11 protein-coding genes are annotated in these 13293 nt (G+C 68.6%); 7 read left to right on the top strand and 4 right to left on the bottom strand.

Going from position 1 to position 13293, the window contains the following annotated elements; translation table 11 throughout:
- Window positions 1-256 precede the first annotated feature (256 nt).
- The 3 genes from PSEWESI4_RS03315 (at window position 257) to PSEWESI4_RS03305 (ending at window position 3846) form a co-directional block, all read left to right on the top strand.
- The gene (locus PSEWESI4_RS03315) at window positions 257-718 is read left to right on the top strand and encodes a bacteriohemerythrin (protein WP_187669757.1); all 462 of its coding nucleotides are present in this window, start codon (window positions 257-259) and stop codon (window positions 716-718) included.
- 123 nt (window positions 719-841) lie between these two features.
- The gene (locus PSEWESI4_RS03310) at window positions 842-2971 is read left to right on the top strand and encodes an adenosylcobalamin-dependent ribonucleoside-diphosphate reductase (RefSeq protein ID WP_187669756.1); all 2130 of its coding nucleotides are present in this window, start codon (window positions 842-844) and stop codon (window positions 2969-2971) included.
- 188 nt (window positions 2972-3159) lie between these two features.
- Window positions 3160-3846 carry a TSCPD domain-containing protein gene (locus tag PSEWESI4_RS03305; protein ID WP_187669755.1) on the top strand — a complete coding sequence of 229 codons (687 nt, stop codon included), beginning with the start codon at window positions 3160-3162 and terminating at the stop codon, window positions 3844-3846.
- A 1-nt stretch (window position 3847) separates the two neighbouring features.
- Here PSEWESI4_RS03305 and wrbA read toward each other — a convergent pair whose 3' ends face one another.
- Complete coding sequence (gene wrbA / locus PSEWESI4_RS03300; protein WP_187669754.1) at window positions 3848-4444, bottom strand: NAD(P)H:quinone oxidoreductase; 597 nt, start codon at window positions 4442-4444, stop codon at window positions 3848-3850.
- Between the two features lie 117 nt (window positions 4445-4561).
- Between wrbA and PSEWESI4_RS03295 the strand changes: the two genes are divergently transcribed.
- Window positions 4562-5791 (top strand): nucleoside recognition domain-containing protein, encoded by a 1230-nt coding sequence (locus tag PSEWESI4_RS03295; protein ID WP_187669753.1) that lies wholly within the window; start codon window positions 4562-4564, stop codon window positions 5789-5791.
- Window positions 5792-5893: 102 nt separating this feature from the next.
- Here the strand turns inward: PSEWESI4_RS03295 and PSEWESI4_RS03290 are convergent, their stop codons facing one another.
- Window positions 5894-7177 (bottom strand): DUF5924 family protein, encoded by a 1284-nt coding sequence (locus PSEWESI4_RS03290; RefSeq protein ID WP_187669752.1) that lies wholly within the window; start codon window positions 7175-7177, stop codon window positions 5894-5896.
- A gap of 178 nt (window positions 7178-7355) precedes the next feature.
- Here PSEWESI4_RS03290 and PSEWESI4_RS03285 point away from each other — a divergent pair, with 178 nt between their 5' ends.
- Together PSEWESI4_RS03285 and PSEWESI4_RS03280 are read left to right on the top strand one after the other, a co-directional pair.
- On the top strand, window positions 7356-8270 hold the full coding sequence (locus PSEWESI4_RS03285; RefSeq protein ID WP_187669751.1) for a bile acid:sodium symporter family protein: 915 nt from the start codon (window positions 7356-7358) through the stop codon (window positions 8268-8270).
- A complete protein-coding gene (locus PSEWESI4_RS03280) occupies window positions 8258-9220 on the top strand; it encodes an SDR family oxidoreductase (protein WP_187669750.1) in 963 nt (320 codons plus the stop codon). The genes PSEWESI4_RS03285 and PSEWESI4_RS03280 overlap by 13 nt, the downstream gene beginning before the upstream one ends.
- A gap of 75 nt (window positions 9221-9295) precedes the next feature.
- On the opposite strand, the gene PSEWESI4_RS03275 is transcribed toward PSEWESI4_RS03280, so the two are convergent.
- Both PSEWESI4_RS03275 and PSEWESI4_RS03270 read right to left on the bottom strand, forming a co-directional pair.
- Window positions 9296-10321: an AraC family transcriptional regulator gene (locus PSEWESI4_RS03275; protein WP_408004268.1), complete on the bottom strand. Its 1026-nt coding sequence runs from the start codon at window positions 10319-10321 to the stop codon at window positions 9296-9298.
- A gap of 50 nt (window positions 10322-10371) precedes the next feature.
- A complete protein-coding gene (locus tag PSEWESI4_RS03270) occupies window positions 10372-12042 on the bottom strand; it encodes a Na/Pi cotransporter family protein (protein WP_187669749.1) in 1671 nt (556 codons plus the stop codon).
- Between the two features lie 258 nt (window positions 12043-12300).
- Between PSEWESI4_RS03270 and PSEWESI4_RS03265 the strand changes: the two genes are divergently transcribed.
- Window positions 12301-13005, top strand: a complete 705-nt coding sequence (locus PSEWESI4_RS03265) for a hypothetical protein (protein WP_187669748.1) — start codon at window positions 12301-12303, stop codon at window positions 13003-13005.
- Window positions 13006-13293 lie beyond the last annotated feature (288 nt).

Raw genomic sequence — 13293 nt, 5'->3', positions numbered from 1 at the left:
GAACGTTACCGACGACGGCAGGAGCGAATACGCGAGATCAACCTGCGTCAGGGGCAACTGTTAATAGCATGAGGCGTGCCGGACAGCAGTGCGCGTTCGCGGGGATGACGGTTTCACGTAGTAGGCGTCGTAATGGATGCCGATCCGGGCACACCCCGCCCCTGAATTGACCGGGGTCAATGCCCGCCTCCTCCCATCCCCCTAGGCTACCCGCTCTAGCCTGCGTATTTGCGGGCGAGGGAAGGGGGAATCGACAGTGGCTTATCTGGTCTGGCAGAACGACCTGAACACTGGCATCACGGTGATCGACAACCAGCACAAGCGGATCGTCGAGATGATCAACCAGTTGCACGACGCCCAGTCTGGCCATGGTGGCAGGGCGGTCGGCGAGGTGATCGAGGAGCTGGTCGACTACACCCAGTCGCACTTCGCTTTCGAGGAGACCCTCATGGAGGACGCCGGTTATCCGCTGACCCGCGCCCACAAGAAGGTCCACGAACTGTTCGTGCGTCGCGTCAACGACTACCGTCTGCGTTTCAGCGCCGGGGAAGACATCACCCAGGAGCTGCGTGACATGCTGGCGCGCTGGCTGTTCAACCACATCCGCAACGAAGACGCCGGCTACGCCGAGACGGTGCGCAACAGCATGATGGCGCTGGCCAGCGACCACGGCGAAGGTGGCTGGCTGTCGCGCTCGCTGAAGCGCTTCTTCAAGTAGGCGATGGCGCCGCAGGATGGGCCGGGCGACGCTCCGCTTCGGCCCACCACTCCCGACTCGCCGCGCGGGGATCACCAATAGCTTCTAAGGTGTCTAAACGCTCGTCGAATGGGAGGAATCCCCATGGCCAAGCCCGGCAACGAATCGCAGGCCGCCGCAGCGCTCGAACTGCCGCTCCAGCCGGCCTCGCTGGAAATCTGGGACAGCAAGTACCGCCTGCGCGACCGCCACGACCAGCCGCTGGACGCCGATCCGGACGCCACCTTCCAGCGCATCGCCCGGGCCATCGCTGCGGTGGAGGCCGACGACGCGCTGCGCGAGCACTGGTACCAGCGCTTCCTCTGGGCGCTGCGCAATGGCGCGCTGCCGGCCGGGCGGATCATCGCCAACGCCGGCGCCGGGGCGCACAAGCCGGCCACCTCGACCATCAACTGCACGGTGTCGGGGACCATCGACGACTCCATGGACGACATCCTCGCCAAGGTCCACGAGGCCGGCCTGACCCTCAAGGCCGGCTGCGGCATCGGCTACGAGTTCAGCACCCTGCGGCCGCGCGGCGCCTATGTGTCCGGCGCCGGCGCGCACACCAGCGGGCCGCTGTCGTTCATGGATATCTACGACAAGATGTGCTTCACGGTCAGCTCCGCCGGCGGTCGCCGGGGCGCGCAGATGGCCACCTTCGACATCGCCCACCCGGACGTCCGCGAGTTCATCCGCGCCAAGCGCGAGGACGGCCGCCTGCGCCAGTTCAACCTCAGCCTGCTGGTCAGCGACGAGTTCATGCAGGCGGTGGAGGACGACGCCGACTGGCCGCTGCTGTTCCCCCTGCACCCCAAGGAGCGCGACGAGGTGGACCTCGGCGACCCGGCCCAGGTGCGCTGGCGCGACTGGCCGCTGGCCGACGACTACCTCAGCGACGACCAGGGCCGGGTGGCCTGCAAGGTCCACGGCACGCTCAAGGCGCGGCACCTGTGGGACATGATCATGGTCTCCACCTACGACTTCGCCGAGCCGGGCTTCATCCTCATCGACCGGGTCAACCAGTGGAACAACAACTGGTGGTGCGAGCATATCCGCGCCACCAACCCCTGCGGCGAGCAGCCGTTGCCGCCCTATGGCGCCTGCCTGCTCGGCTCGCTGAACCTCACCGCCTTCGTCCTCGACCCGTTCGGCGACAACGCGCGCTTCGACTGGGAGCGCTTTCGCGAAGTGGTGCGGGTGTTCACCCGGATGCTCGACAACGTGGTCGAGCTCAACGGCCTGCCGCTGGAGGCGCAGCGCCGCGAAATCCTCGACAAGCGCCGCCACGGCATGGGCTTCCTCGGCCTCGGCTCGGCGCTGTGCATGCTCAAGCTGCGCTACGGCAGCCCGCAGGCCTGCGTGTTCACCGAGGAAGTCAGCCGCGAGATGGCCCTGGTCGGCTGGCAGGTGGCCCTCGACCTGGCCCGCGAGAAGGGGCCGGCGCCGCTGCTGGCGCGCGACTTCGAAGTGACCGCGGCGATGCTGCGCCTGCGCCCGGAAATGGCCGAGGACGGCTACGAGCTGGGCGACAAGGTGCCGGGGCGCGTCCTTCATGCCCGCTATTCGCGCTACATGCAGCGCCTCGCCGAGCACGCGCCGGAACTGGTCGCCGCGCTGGCCGAGACCGGCGCGCGCTTCACCCACCACAGCTCCATCGCGCCCACCGGCACCATCAGCCTGAGCCTGGCCAACAACGCTTCCAACGGCATCGAGCCGAGCTTCGCCCACCAGTATTCGCGCAACGTCATCCGCCCTGGCCGCAAGAGCAAGGCCAAGGTCGAGGTGCTCAGCCACGAACTGCTCGCCTATCGCCGGCTGGTGGATGCCGGTGCCCAGGCGGGGCAGTTGCCGGAGTATTTCGTCAGCGCCGACGACATCGGCCCACGGGAGCACGTCGACATCCAGGCGGCGGCGCAGAAGTGGATCGACTCGTCGATCTCCAAGACCGCCAACGTGCCCACCGACTACCCCTTCGAGCAGTTCAAGGACATCTACCTCTACGCCTGGCGCCAGGGCCTCAAGGGCTGCACCACCTTCCGCTTCAACCCGGCGGCGTTCCAGGGCGTGCTGGTCAAGCAGGCCGACCTGGAGAACACCCGCTACCGCTTCGAGCTGGAGGACGGCAGCGTGGTCGAGCTGCGCGGCGACGAGGAAGTCGAATACGACGGCGAGATGCACAGCGCGGCGAACCTGTTCGATGCGCTGAAAGAGGGGTATTACGGGAAATATTGAGTCATAGGGTGCGCCGTGCGCACCGATATGGAGGCAATGTCGGTGGTTTCAGGCGCTACACCGAGCCTGTCCCCGGTAAACGGTGCGCACGGCGCACCCTACGATGAGGTTCTGTGTAGATGTAGGAGCGGCCCATGGCCGCGATCAGCCGGCGTCGGGTGTTCGCGGTCGTTCGGCGAGGACGAGACATGACCATCAAGATCGACAAGAAGATCAAGGGTTTCGAAGTGGTCGACGTGGTCGCCGAGCGCGAGCGCCAGGCCGCCGAGGAAGCCGCTTCCGTGGTGCAGTTGGACGAGACCCTGCAGCGCCCGGAAACCCTGGTCGGTGTCACCTACAAGATCAAGTCGCCGCTGTTCGAGCACGCGCTCTACGTGACCATCAACGACATCGTCCTCAACCCCGGCACCTCCTACGAGCAGCGCCGACCCTTCGAGATCTTCATCAACTCCAAGGGCATGGAGCACTTCCAGTGGATCGTCGCGCTCACCCGCATCATGTCGGCGGTGTTCCGCAAGGGTGGCGACTGCACCTTCCTGGTCGAAGAACTCAAGGCGGTGTTCGACCCGCGCGGCGGCTACCTCAAGCGCGGCGGGGTGTACATGCCGTCGATCGTCGCCGAGATCGGCGCGGTGCTGGAGCGCCACCTGGTCGCCATCGGCCTGATGCAGGACCAGCAGATGGACGAGGAGCAGCGCCTCTACCTGGCCGAGAAGCGCGCCGCCTACGAGGCGCAGGTCGGCGTGCGCAAGGCCGAGCCCGGCGACGACTTCCCGCCCGGCGCGCAGTTGTGCGGCAAGTGCAACACCCAGGCGGTGGTGCAGATGGACGGTTGCGCCACCTGCCTGAACTGCGGGCATTCCAAGTGCGGCTGAGCTATTGCATCCGCGCGGTCAGCTTCGCCACGTGGGCGCCCTGGTAGGTGGCCAGGGCCAGCTCCTTGGCGCTCGGCGTGCGCGAGCCGTCGCCGCCGGCCACGGTCGCCGCGCCGTAGGGCGAGCCGCCGCGCAGTTCGCTGATGTCGGTCAGTTCCGGCGCGCTGTAGGGCAGGCCGACGATGACCATGCCGTGGTGCGCCAGGGTATTCCAGAACGAGGTGATGGTGGTTTCCGAGCCGCCGCCGGTGCCGGTGGAGGTGAACACGCTGGCGAACTTGCCGACCAGCGCGCCCTTGACCCACAGGCCGCCGGTCTGGTCGAGGAAGTTGCGCATCTGCGCGCTCATGTTGCCGAAGCGGGTCGGCGTGCCGAACAGGATGGCGTCGTAGTCGGCCAATTCCTGCGGGCTGGCCACCGGCGCGGCCTGGTCGAGCTTGGCGCCGGCCTTGCGGGCGATGTCCTCGGGCATGGTCTCGGGTACTCGCTTGAGCGTCACCTCCACCCCCGGCACGCTGCGCGCGCCCTCGGCGACCGCCTCGGCCATGCGTTCGATGTGGCCGTACATCGAGTAGTACAGCACCAGGATCTTCTTCATCTCGGGCTCCCGACAGTAAGTTGAGAGGTTCAGCCTAGACGCTCTCCGTGAACCCTGCGCGACGCCGGCGGGCCGGCCCGCTATCATGCGCCGCACACGCAAGACGGGGGATCGGACATGCTCAACGGCCTGTGGCTGGGCTTTTTCATCACTGCGACCATCGCCGCGCTGAGCGCCTGGCTGGTCGGCGGCGACTCGGCGGTGTTCGCGCGGATGGTCGAGAGCCTGTTCGCCATGGCCAAGCTGTCGGTCGAGGTGATGATCCTGCTGTTCGGCACCATGACCCTGTGGCTGGGCTTCCTGCGCATCGCCGAGAAGGCCGGCCTGGTGGATGCCCTCGGCCGGGCGCTCGGCCCGCTGTTCGCCCGGCTGATGCCCGAGGTGCCGCGCGGCCATCCGGCGCTGGGCTTCATCACCCTCAACTTCGCCGCCAACGGCCTGGGCCTGGACAACGCCGCCACGCCGATCGGCCTCAAGGCGATGAAGGCGCTACAGGAACTCAACCCCAGCCGCGACACGGCGAGCAACGCGCAGATCCTGTTCCTGGTGCTCAACGCCTCGTCGCTGACCTTGCTGCCGGTGTCGATCTTCATGTACCGCGCGCAGCAGGGCGCGGACGACCCGACCCTGGTGTTCCTGCCGATCCTGCTGGCCACCAGCGCCTCGACCCTGGCCGGCCTGCTCTCGGTGGCGCTGGTCCAGCGCCTGCGCCTGTGGGACCCGGTGGTGCTCGCCTACCTGGTGCCCGGCGCCCTGCTGCTCGGCGGCTTCATGGCGATCCTGGCGACCCTGAGCGCCACCGCCCTGGCGACCCTGTCCTCGCTGCTCGGCAACCTGACCCTGTTCGGCCTGATCGTGCTGTTCCTGATCGCCGGCGCGCTGAAGCGGGTGAAGGTCTACGAGTGCTTCATCGAGGGCGCCAAGGAAGGCTTCGACGTGGCGAAGAGCCTGCTGCCCTACCTGGTCGCCATGCTCTGCGCGGTCGGCGTGCTGCGCGCCTCCGGGGCGCTGGAATTCGCCCTCGACGGCATCCGCCACGCGGTCGCCTGGGCCGGTTGGGACACCCGCTTCGTCGAAGCGCTGCCCACCGCGCTGGTCAAGCCGTTCTCCGGCAGCGCGGCGCGGGCGATGCTGATCGAGACCATGCAGACCCACGGCGTGGACAGCTTCCCCGCGCTGGTCGCGGCGACCATCCAGGGCAGCACCGAGACCACCTTCTACGTGCTCGCCGTGTACTTCGGCGCGGTAGGCATCCAGCGCGCCCGCCACGCCGTGGGCTGCGCCCTGCTCGCCGACCTCGCCGGGGTGCTGGCGGCGATTGGGGTGTGCTACTGGTTCTTTGCCTGACGCGAACCGGAGCGCGTAGGGCGTAGGGTGGGTCGGCGGCGTTCCGCTTCAGCCCACCCTACGTTAAGAGCCCGTAGCCCGGATGGAATCCGGGAATGCCGGCTACTCCGCGTCCCGGATTTCATCCGGGCTACTCTCCGAAGCATGACCGCCACTCCGACCAGTCCCCTCTCCCTCCGGGAGAGGGCTAGGGTGAAGGGCGGAGGCCGGTGGCAACGCAGGCGCTTCATCCGGGCTACTCTCCGGGGCATGACCGCCACTCCGGCCAGTCCCCTCTCCCTCCGGGAGAGGGCTAGGGTGAGGGGCGGGGCTTGGCGGCAACGCAGGAGCCTTGCCCGAACGCTCCCGCGAATCGCGAGCCTCCGACTTCTCCACCACCTTGAAACGCAACACGCCGATCAACTGGTCGTTCTCGGTGATCACCCGTACCTGCCAGTCACCCGCCGGCTGGGCGGGGAAGTTGCGTTTGTGGGTCCAGGCGCGGTAGCCGGCCTTGCGCCCGCCGCGGATGTCCAGGGCGATGCGGTCGACTTCCTGGCCGTCCTTCCGCCACACGTGATAGATGCGCTCGTCGAGGCCGCGCGGGGCGCTGATCGCGGTGTAGGCGTAGAGGCCCTGGGCGCGCAACCGAGCGACGTCGATCTCGCGCAGGCTCTCGCCCGGCGCGCGGTTGCGGTTGTCGAGCTGGTTGGTCACCGCCACTTCGGTCAGCCACAGGGTCGCCGGCGGCACCCAGGAGCGCAGCAGCCAGCCGGCGCCGCCCAGCGCCAGGGTCAGGGCGATCAGCGCCAGGCCGCGCCACCAGCGTTGCACCGGGAAGGTCGCCAGCAGGCTGGGGAAGGACAGCGCGACGGCGACGCCGAGGGCCAGCTTGTAGCTCTCGGCGGTGGTCAGGTGGAGGATCACCGGCAGCGCGGTGAGCACCACGGCGAACAGGGTCAGGGTGTGCAGCGCCAGGTACAGCCAGCGGCGCGGCACCAGGCCCTTGAAGTACAGCGGGTCGATGATCGACACCAGCGCGCCGAGCCCCAGCAGGCCGGTGAACAGCGCCTGGCCGCTGTTCCAGGTGGTGGTGAAGAAGAAGAACGGCAGGACGAAGAACAGGCTTTCCTGGTGGATCATCTGCGTCCCGTAGCGCAGCAGCGGCTGGGGAATCTCGCGGCGGATCAGGCGGGCGAGGACGCGGGTGAACAAGCCCTCGAGCACCAGCCACAGCCAGCTCGCCAGCATGATCACCGCCATCACCGTGGCCGAGCGCGAATGACGGTCGACCAGCACGAAGCTGGCCACCCCGGAGGCGAAGCCGAACGCGGCCACCACGCCGGGGTAGCGTTGCAGCAGGGCGATCAGGCGGGCGATGTGGACTTTCCAGAGCGGCGGGATCATGACGAGACGAACGCGAAGCAGGGTGCGCAGGATACTGCCGGGCCCGCCCCCGGAAAAGCGCGGGGCGACGGATGCTGTCGCGTTCCGCCACGCTGGCTGGCCGCCGCTGCCACTGTCGGAAAGGGGCCGGGGCCACTACGCTGCCCGGCACTAGAACAACAAGATCGAGCCTTGCGCGATGAACTACGACGAAAGCCACCAGTTGATTCTCGGACTGGTCCTGGCGGTGATGATCTTCGGCGTCTCCCTGGAACTGCGCGTGCGGCAGTTCGCCAGCGTGCTGCGACGGCCGCAGCCGGTGCTCGCCGGGATGCTCGGCCAGTGCCTGATCCTCCCCTGGGCGACCCTGGCGGTGACCCTGATGGTCGACCTGCACCCCGGCCTGGAGCTGGGCCTGCTGCTGGTCGCCTGCTGCCCCGGCGGCAACCTGTCCAACGTGATGACCCACCTGGCGCGCGGCAACGTGGCGCTGTCGATGAGCATGACCGCGCTGTCCAGCCTGCTGGCGCTGGTCCTGCTGCCGCTCAACTTCACCCTGACCAGCTCGCTCAACCCGGAAGCCTCGGCCTACCTGGCCGGCCGCCTGAGCGCGCTGGAGATGGATCAGCGCAGCATCCTGGTCAGCCTGGTGTTCCTGCTCGGCCTGCCGCTGCTGCTCGGCATGCTGGTCGGCAACATCGTCCCGCGCTTCGCCGAGCGCATCATGCCCTGGTTCAAGCGCTTCGCCCTGCTGGCCTTCTGCGTCTTCGTGATCGGCGCGGTGGCCGGCAACTGGCGGGTGTTCGTCGACAACCTCGGCCTGGTGCTGTTCATCGTGGTGCTGCACAACCTCAGCGCCATCGTCCTCGGCTGGCTGATGGCCAGGCTGGCGCGGCAGAGCGGCGCCAACCTGCGGGCGATGGTCATCGAGATCAGCATGCACAACTCCGGCCTCGCGCTCGGGCTGATCTTCGCCCAGTTCGGCGGCGAGCCGAACATGGCCCTGGTCGCCGCCTTCTGGGGCACCTGGCACCTGGTCAGCGGCGCGCTGCTGGTGCTGTTCTGGCGCAACCGCCCGCTACCGGCGCAGGAGGGTCTGCCATGCGCGTCCTGATCACCGGCGCCGCCGGTTTCATCGGCCAGCAGGTGCTCGCCGACCTGTGTATCCACCATCCCGACTGGACGCTGATCGCGGCCGACATCCGCGCCCTCGGCAACCAGTGGCTGAAGCCGAACATCGAGACGGTGACCCTGGACATCGCCCAGCCGGAGCAAGTGCGCGACTGCATCGCCACCTGGCGGCCGCAGGCCATCGTCCACCTCGCCTCGGTGGTCACCCCGCCGCCGGGCATGGGCGAGGACCGGCTGCACGCCATCGACGTCGGCGGCACCCGGGCGATCCTCGACGCGGCGCTGGAGCATGGCGTCGAGCAACTGGTGATCACCAGCTCCGGCGCGGCCTACGGCTACTACCCGGAAAACGCCGAGTGGATCGACGAGAACGACCCGCTGCGCGGCCATGCGCGGTTCGCCTACGCCAGGCACAAGCGCGAGGTGGAGCAACTGCTGGCCCAGGCCCGCGAGCGCCATCCGCAGCTCAAGCAACTGGTGCTGCGCCCGGGAACCATCCTCGGCAAGCGGGTCGACAACCAGATCACCGCGCTGTTCAAGAAACGCGCGGTGATGGGCATCAAGGGCAGCGACAGCCGCTTCGTGTTCATCTGGGACCAGGACGTGGTGAACATCATCCGCCAGGGCCTGGAGCAGGGCGCGCGGGGCATCTACAACCTGGCCGGCGACGGCGCGCTGAGCCTGCGCGAGATCGCCCAGATCCTCGGCAAGCCCTACCGGCCGCTGTCGCCGGCGCTGATCAGCACCGCGCTGCGCCTGCTCAAGCCGCTCGGCCTGACCCAGTACGGCCCCGAGCAACTGGACTTCCTGCGCTACCGCCCGGTGCTCGCCAACCGCCGGCTGAAGGAAGAGTTCGGCTACCAGCCGCGCTACACCAGCCGCGAAGCGTTCCTGGCCTTCCTCGCCGCGCAGGGGATGGAAGCCCACGGGTGAGCGTAGGATGGGTGCAACCCATCACCCGGAATCGATGGGTTTCACCCATCCTGCGGCCTGGGAAAACGATGGCGCCTACCGCTCCTCCCCATACCGCGCGCGGTATTCGCCGGGGGTGAGGCCGGTCCAGTGGCGGAAGGCGCGGAAGAACACGCTGGGTTCCGAATAGCCGAGCAGCACGGCGATCTCCGCGGCCGGCAGCCGGCCGTCGCGCAGGTGGCGTTCGGCGAGCTGGCGGCGGGTGTCGCTGAGCAGTTGCTGGTAGCTGCTGCCCTCCTCGGCCAGGCGCCGTTGCAGGGTGCGCTCGCTGAGGTGCAGGGTGCGCGCCAGCTCGGCGCGGTCCGGTTCGCCGTGGGCCAACTGGGCGCCGAGCAGGGTCACCACGCGGGCCACCAGGCTTTCGCTGGGCAGCCGGGCGAGCAGCGCCTCGGCGTGCTGGCGCAGCAACTGCTGCAATGGCGGGTTGGCCTGGATCAGCGGCGCCGTGCGCAACGCCGCCGGCAGCACCAGGGCGTAGTCGGCGGCGGCGAAGCGCAGCTCGCAGGCGAACACCTCGCGATAGGCTTCCAGCCCGTCCGGCTCGGGATGGATGAACTCGGCGCGCAGCAGGTGGAAGTCGTCGAGCAGCGGCACCATCATCTGCACCCAGAAGCCCATCAGCGCCAGCACCCGGATACGCGTCGCCGGCAGGTCGGGATGCAGCGGCCGGTAGATCAGGTGCAGCTCGTCCCCGCGTTCCTCCAGGCACAGTTCGCCGCCCTCGCCGACCAGGCGCTGGTAGCGCAGACCGGCGGCCAGCGCGTCGCCCAGGGTCGGGCTGCTCTGCAGCAGGTAGCCGAGCACGCTGAACGGCCCCGGCGCCAGGTGGCGGCCCAGCGCCAGGCCCGGCTCGGGATGCGCCAGGCGTTCGCCGAGCAGTTGCCAGAGCCGTTCCTGCACGGCGAACGGCACCCGCGCGTCGGGATCGCCGAGCTGGCTTTCCTCCAGGCCGCAGGCGGACAGCAGTTCGGCGCGTTCGAGGCCGAGTCGCTGGGCGGCGTGCAGGACCGCCTGGGTGATGCTGGCGCTGACGGAAGCGTGCGGGCTGTCGATCATGTTCATGGCGGGGATTCTGCCCAAGCCGCCGGCCCGGCGATAGTGCGCGCTGCACGCTACGCAGAAGATGGCATGCTCCCTTCCGCGCCTTCATGCGGCCCCGCCGGCAGCGCGCCGGTGTCGCTGCCTTCGAGCACCACGTAGGCGCTGCTGCAGAACAGCGAGTTGAGCCGCTTCATGTCGGCGATCAGTTCCAGGTGCAGCGAACTGGTCTCGATGCTCTGCACGTTGCGGTGGTACAGGCGGCCGACGTGGGCATGGGCCAGGCGTCGCTCCTGGGCGCGGAAGCGGCGTTTCTCGCGGAGCAACTGGCGGGCGCCCTCGAGGTCGCCATAGACGAACACCGCCAGGCCCAGGCGCAGGTTGGCCATCAGCCGGCCGTGCAGCTCGGTCAGCTCCTCCAGGCCGTGCTCGGAGAAGGAGCGGCGCTGTGCGGTCTTCTGGTCCTGGATCTTGCCGAGCATGTGTTCGATCAGGTCGCCGGCCTGTTCGAGGTTGACCGCCAGTTCGAGGATTTCCGCCCAGCGCCGCCGCTCGCGGGCGCTCAGGCTTTCCTCGTCGATGCGCGCCAGGTACAGCTTGACCGCGCTGTACAGCGCGTCGACGTCGTCGTCCAGGCGGCGCAGCTCCTTGCTCAGCGCCGGCCGGCTGCCGCGCAGGACTTCGAGCAGGTCGTGCAGCATGGTCTCGATCAGATCGCCGATGCGCAGCGTCTCGCGCACCGCGTTGGCCAGCGCCAGGCCCGGCGTGTCGAGCGCGGCCGGGTCGAGGTAGCGCGGTCGGGCGATGCCGCCGCCCGGCTCACGGTCCGGCAGCAGCCAGTCGCAGAAGCGCGCCATCCAGCCCACGCTGGGCAGCAGCGCCAGGCAGCGCAGGCTGTTGTAGAGCAGGTGGAAGACGATCACCAGGCCTTGCGGGCTGAGCTCCAGGCTGTCCAGCCAGTGCGCCAGCGGCCCCAGCAGCGGGATGATCAGCAGCAGGCCGAGCACCTTGTAGAGCAGGCTGCCGAGCGCCACGCGGCGGCCGGCGGCGCTCTGCATGCTGGTGCTGAGCAGGGCGATCAGGCCGCTGCCGATGTTGGCGCCGATCACCAGGCCGATGGCCACCGGCAGGCTGATCAGCTTGGCACCGGCGAGGGTCGCGGTGAGCAGCACGGCGGCCAGGCTGGAATAGGAGAGCAGCGCGAACAGCGCACCGACCAGGGCGTCGAGCAACAGGTCGCCGGTCAGCGAGGCGAACAATACCTTGATGCCCTGCGCCTGGGTGATCGGCTGGGCGGCGGCGACGATCAGCTCCAGGGCGAGGATGATCAGGCCGAGGCCGATGCCCACCCGGCCGAGCTGGCCGGCGCGGGTCTGCCGGCGCGACAGGAAGAAGATCACCCCGAGGAAGATCAGCAGCGGCGACAGCCAGGACAGGTCGAGGGTCAGCACCCGCGCCATCAGCGCCGTACCGACGTCGGCGCCGAGCATGATCGCCAGCGCCGGGGCCAGCGCCATCAGCCCTTGGGCGACGAAGGAAGTGACCAGCAGGGCGGTGGCGTTGCTGCTCTGCACCAGCGCGGTGACGCCGATGCCGGCGAGGAAGGCCAGCGGCCGGCGGCGCATGTTGCGGCTCAGCACGGTGCGCAACTGGCTGCCGAACACCCGCAGGATGCCGGTTCGGACGATGTGGGTCCCCCAGATCAGCAAGGCGACGGCGGACAACAGGTTCAGCAGGGTCAGCATGGTGCGGCCTCCCCATCAGCCGACAGAGTGGCGCTTTGGCTCGGCGGTGCAAGGCAAGGCGGGCGTCGCGCTTTCTATGAATCTGACTTCGCGAAGTGGCGGCTCGTTCGGTGGTGTCCCGCGCTTCGCGACCCCTATGAGTAGCTTTAGTGACAAATTCGTGACAGCGCCAGTGCGAAGACGACCTGCTGAGCTTTACTCCGGCCGATGCGGTCCTAACCTGTGAAGACATGCGCCTGCCCCAGGAGGACTCCCGAGATGCCCACCGTCCCGTCACTGCCGCGGTTGCCGTTGCTGCTGTCGCTGCTGCCCCTGCTCGCCGCCTGCGCCGGCACCCCGGAGCCCGAGAGCCTGCCCGAGCGCGGCGCCGAGCGGGTGGCCACCAAGGTTTCCCAGTACGTCGACCGCTTCGGCTGCATGCCCGGCGACTTCGACCCCAGCGGTCTGGCCAAGCCGCTCCCGCCCGGCCAGCCCGGCGAATTCATCGCCGGCTACCACAACCACGTCGAACAGGACGCCTCCTGCGGCACGCAGATCAGCCACGCCTACAACGGCGTGTTCGGCTTCAACCTCGACGACCTGAGCGGCGCCACCATCGTCTCCGCCGAACTGCTGATCGACCACCGGGAAACCCCGCAGAGCGTGCGCGTGGCCGGCGGCAACCAGTGCGCCCTGTCGCTGCTGGTCGCCAGCGAGCATATCGACGGTGGCAGCGGTTTCGGCGTGGTCACCGGGACGCCGGTGCAAGGTGCGGTGAAGACCCTGCCCCAGGGCGTCGGGGCCACCCGGCTGAGCGTGCCGGTCACCGCCGAAGTGCAGCAATGGGTGCGCAACGAACACCCCAACTACGGCTTCGTCCTCGCGCCGCCCTACGGCGCGCTGGCCAAGAACGAAGACAGTTGCACCGGCTACTGGTCCAAGCCGCGCCTGCATCTGCAAGTGATACCGGCCCCGGCTCCGTAGGGCGCTGCACCGGAGTGCTGAAGTCGCTTTTGTAGGGTGCGCCGTGCGCACCGGCAAGGGGGATGAACGGTAGATCGGTGTAATTGGCCGGGTTCGCCCCTCACCCCAACCCTCTCCCGGAGGGAGCTGTGCGGTGGCGTTGGTTAGGCGCCTGCTGCGCCACCACCAGCGCAATCCTTGAAGGCCCCTCAGAGGCAAGGTCTGGACACTGAACTACCAGGCCATACCGCACAGTCCCCTCTCCCTCCGGGAGAGGGCTAGGGTGAGGGGCGGACTCTCCCCCAAATC

It is taken from the genome of Zestomonas carbonaria, assembly GCF_904061905.1.
In the GTDB taxonomy this organism is placed as follows: domain Bacteria; phylum Pseudomonadota; class Gammaproteobacteria; order Pseudomonadales; family Pseudomonadaceae; genus Aquipseudomonas; species Aquipseudomonas carbonaria.
Note: the sequence above shows the minus strand (reverse complement) of the source record. Positions and strands in the feature narration are given on the sequence as shown.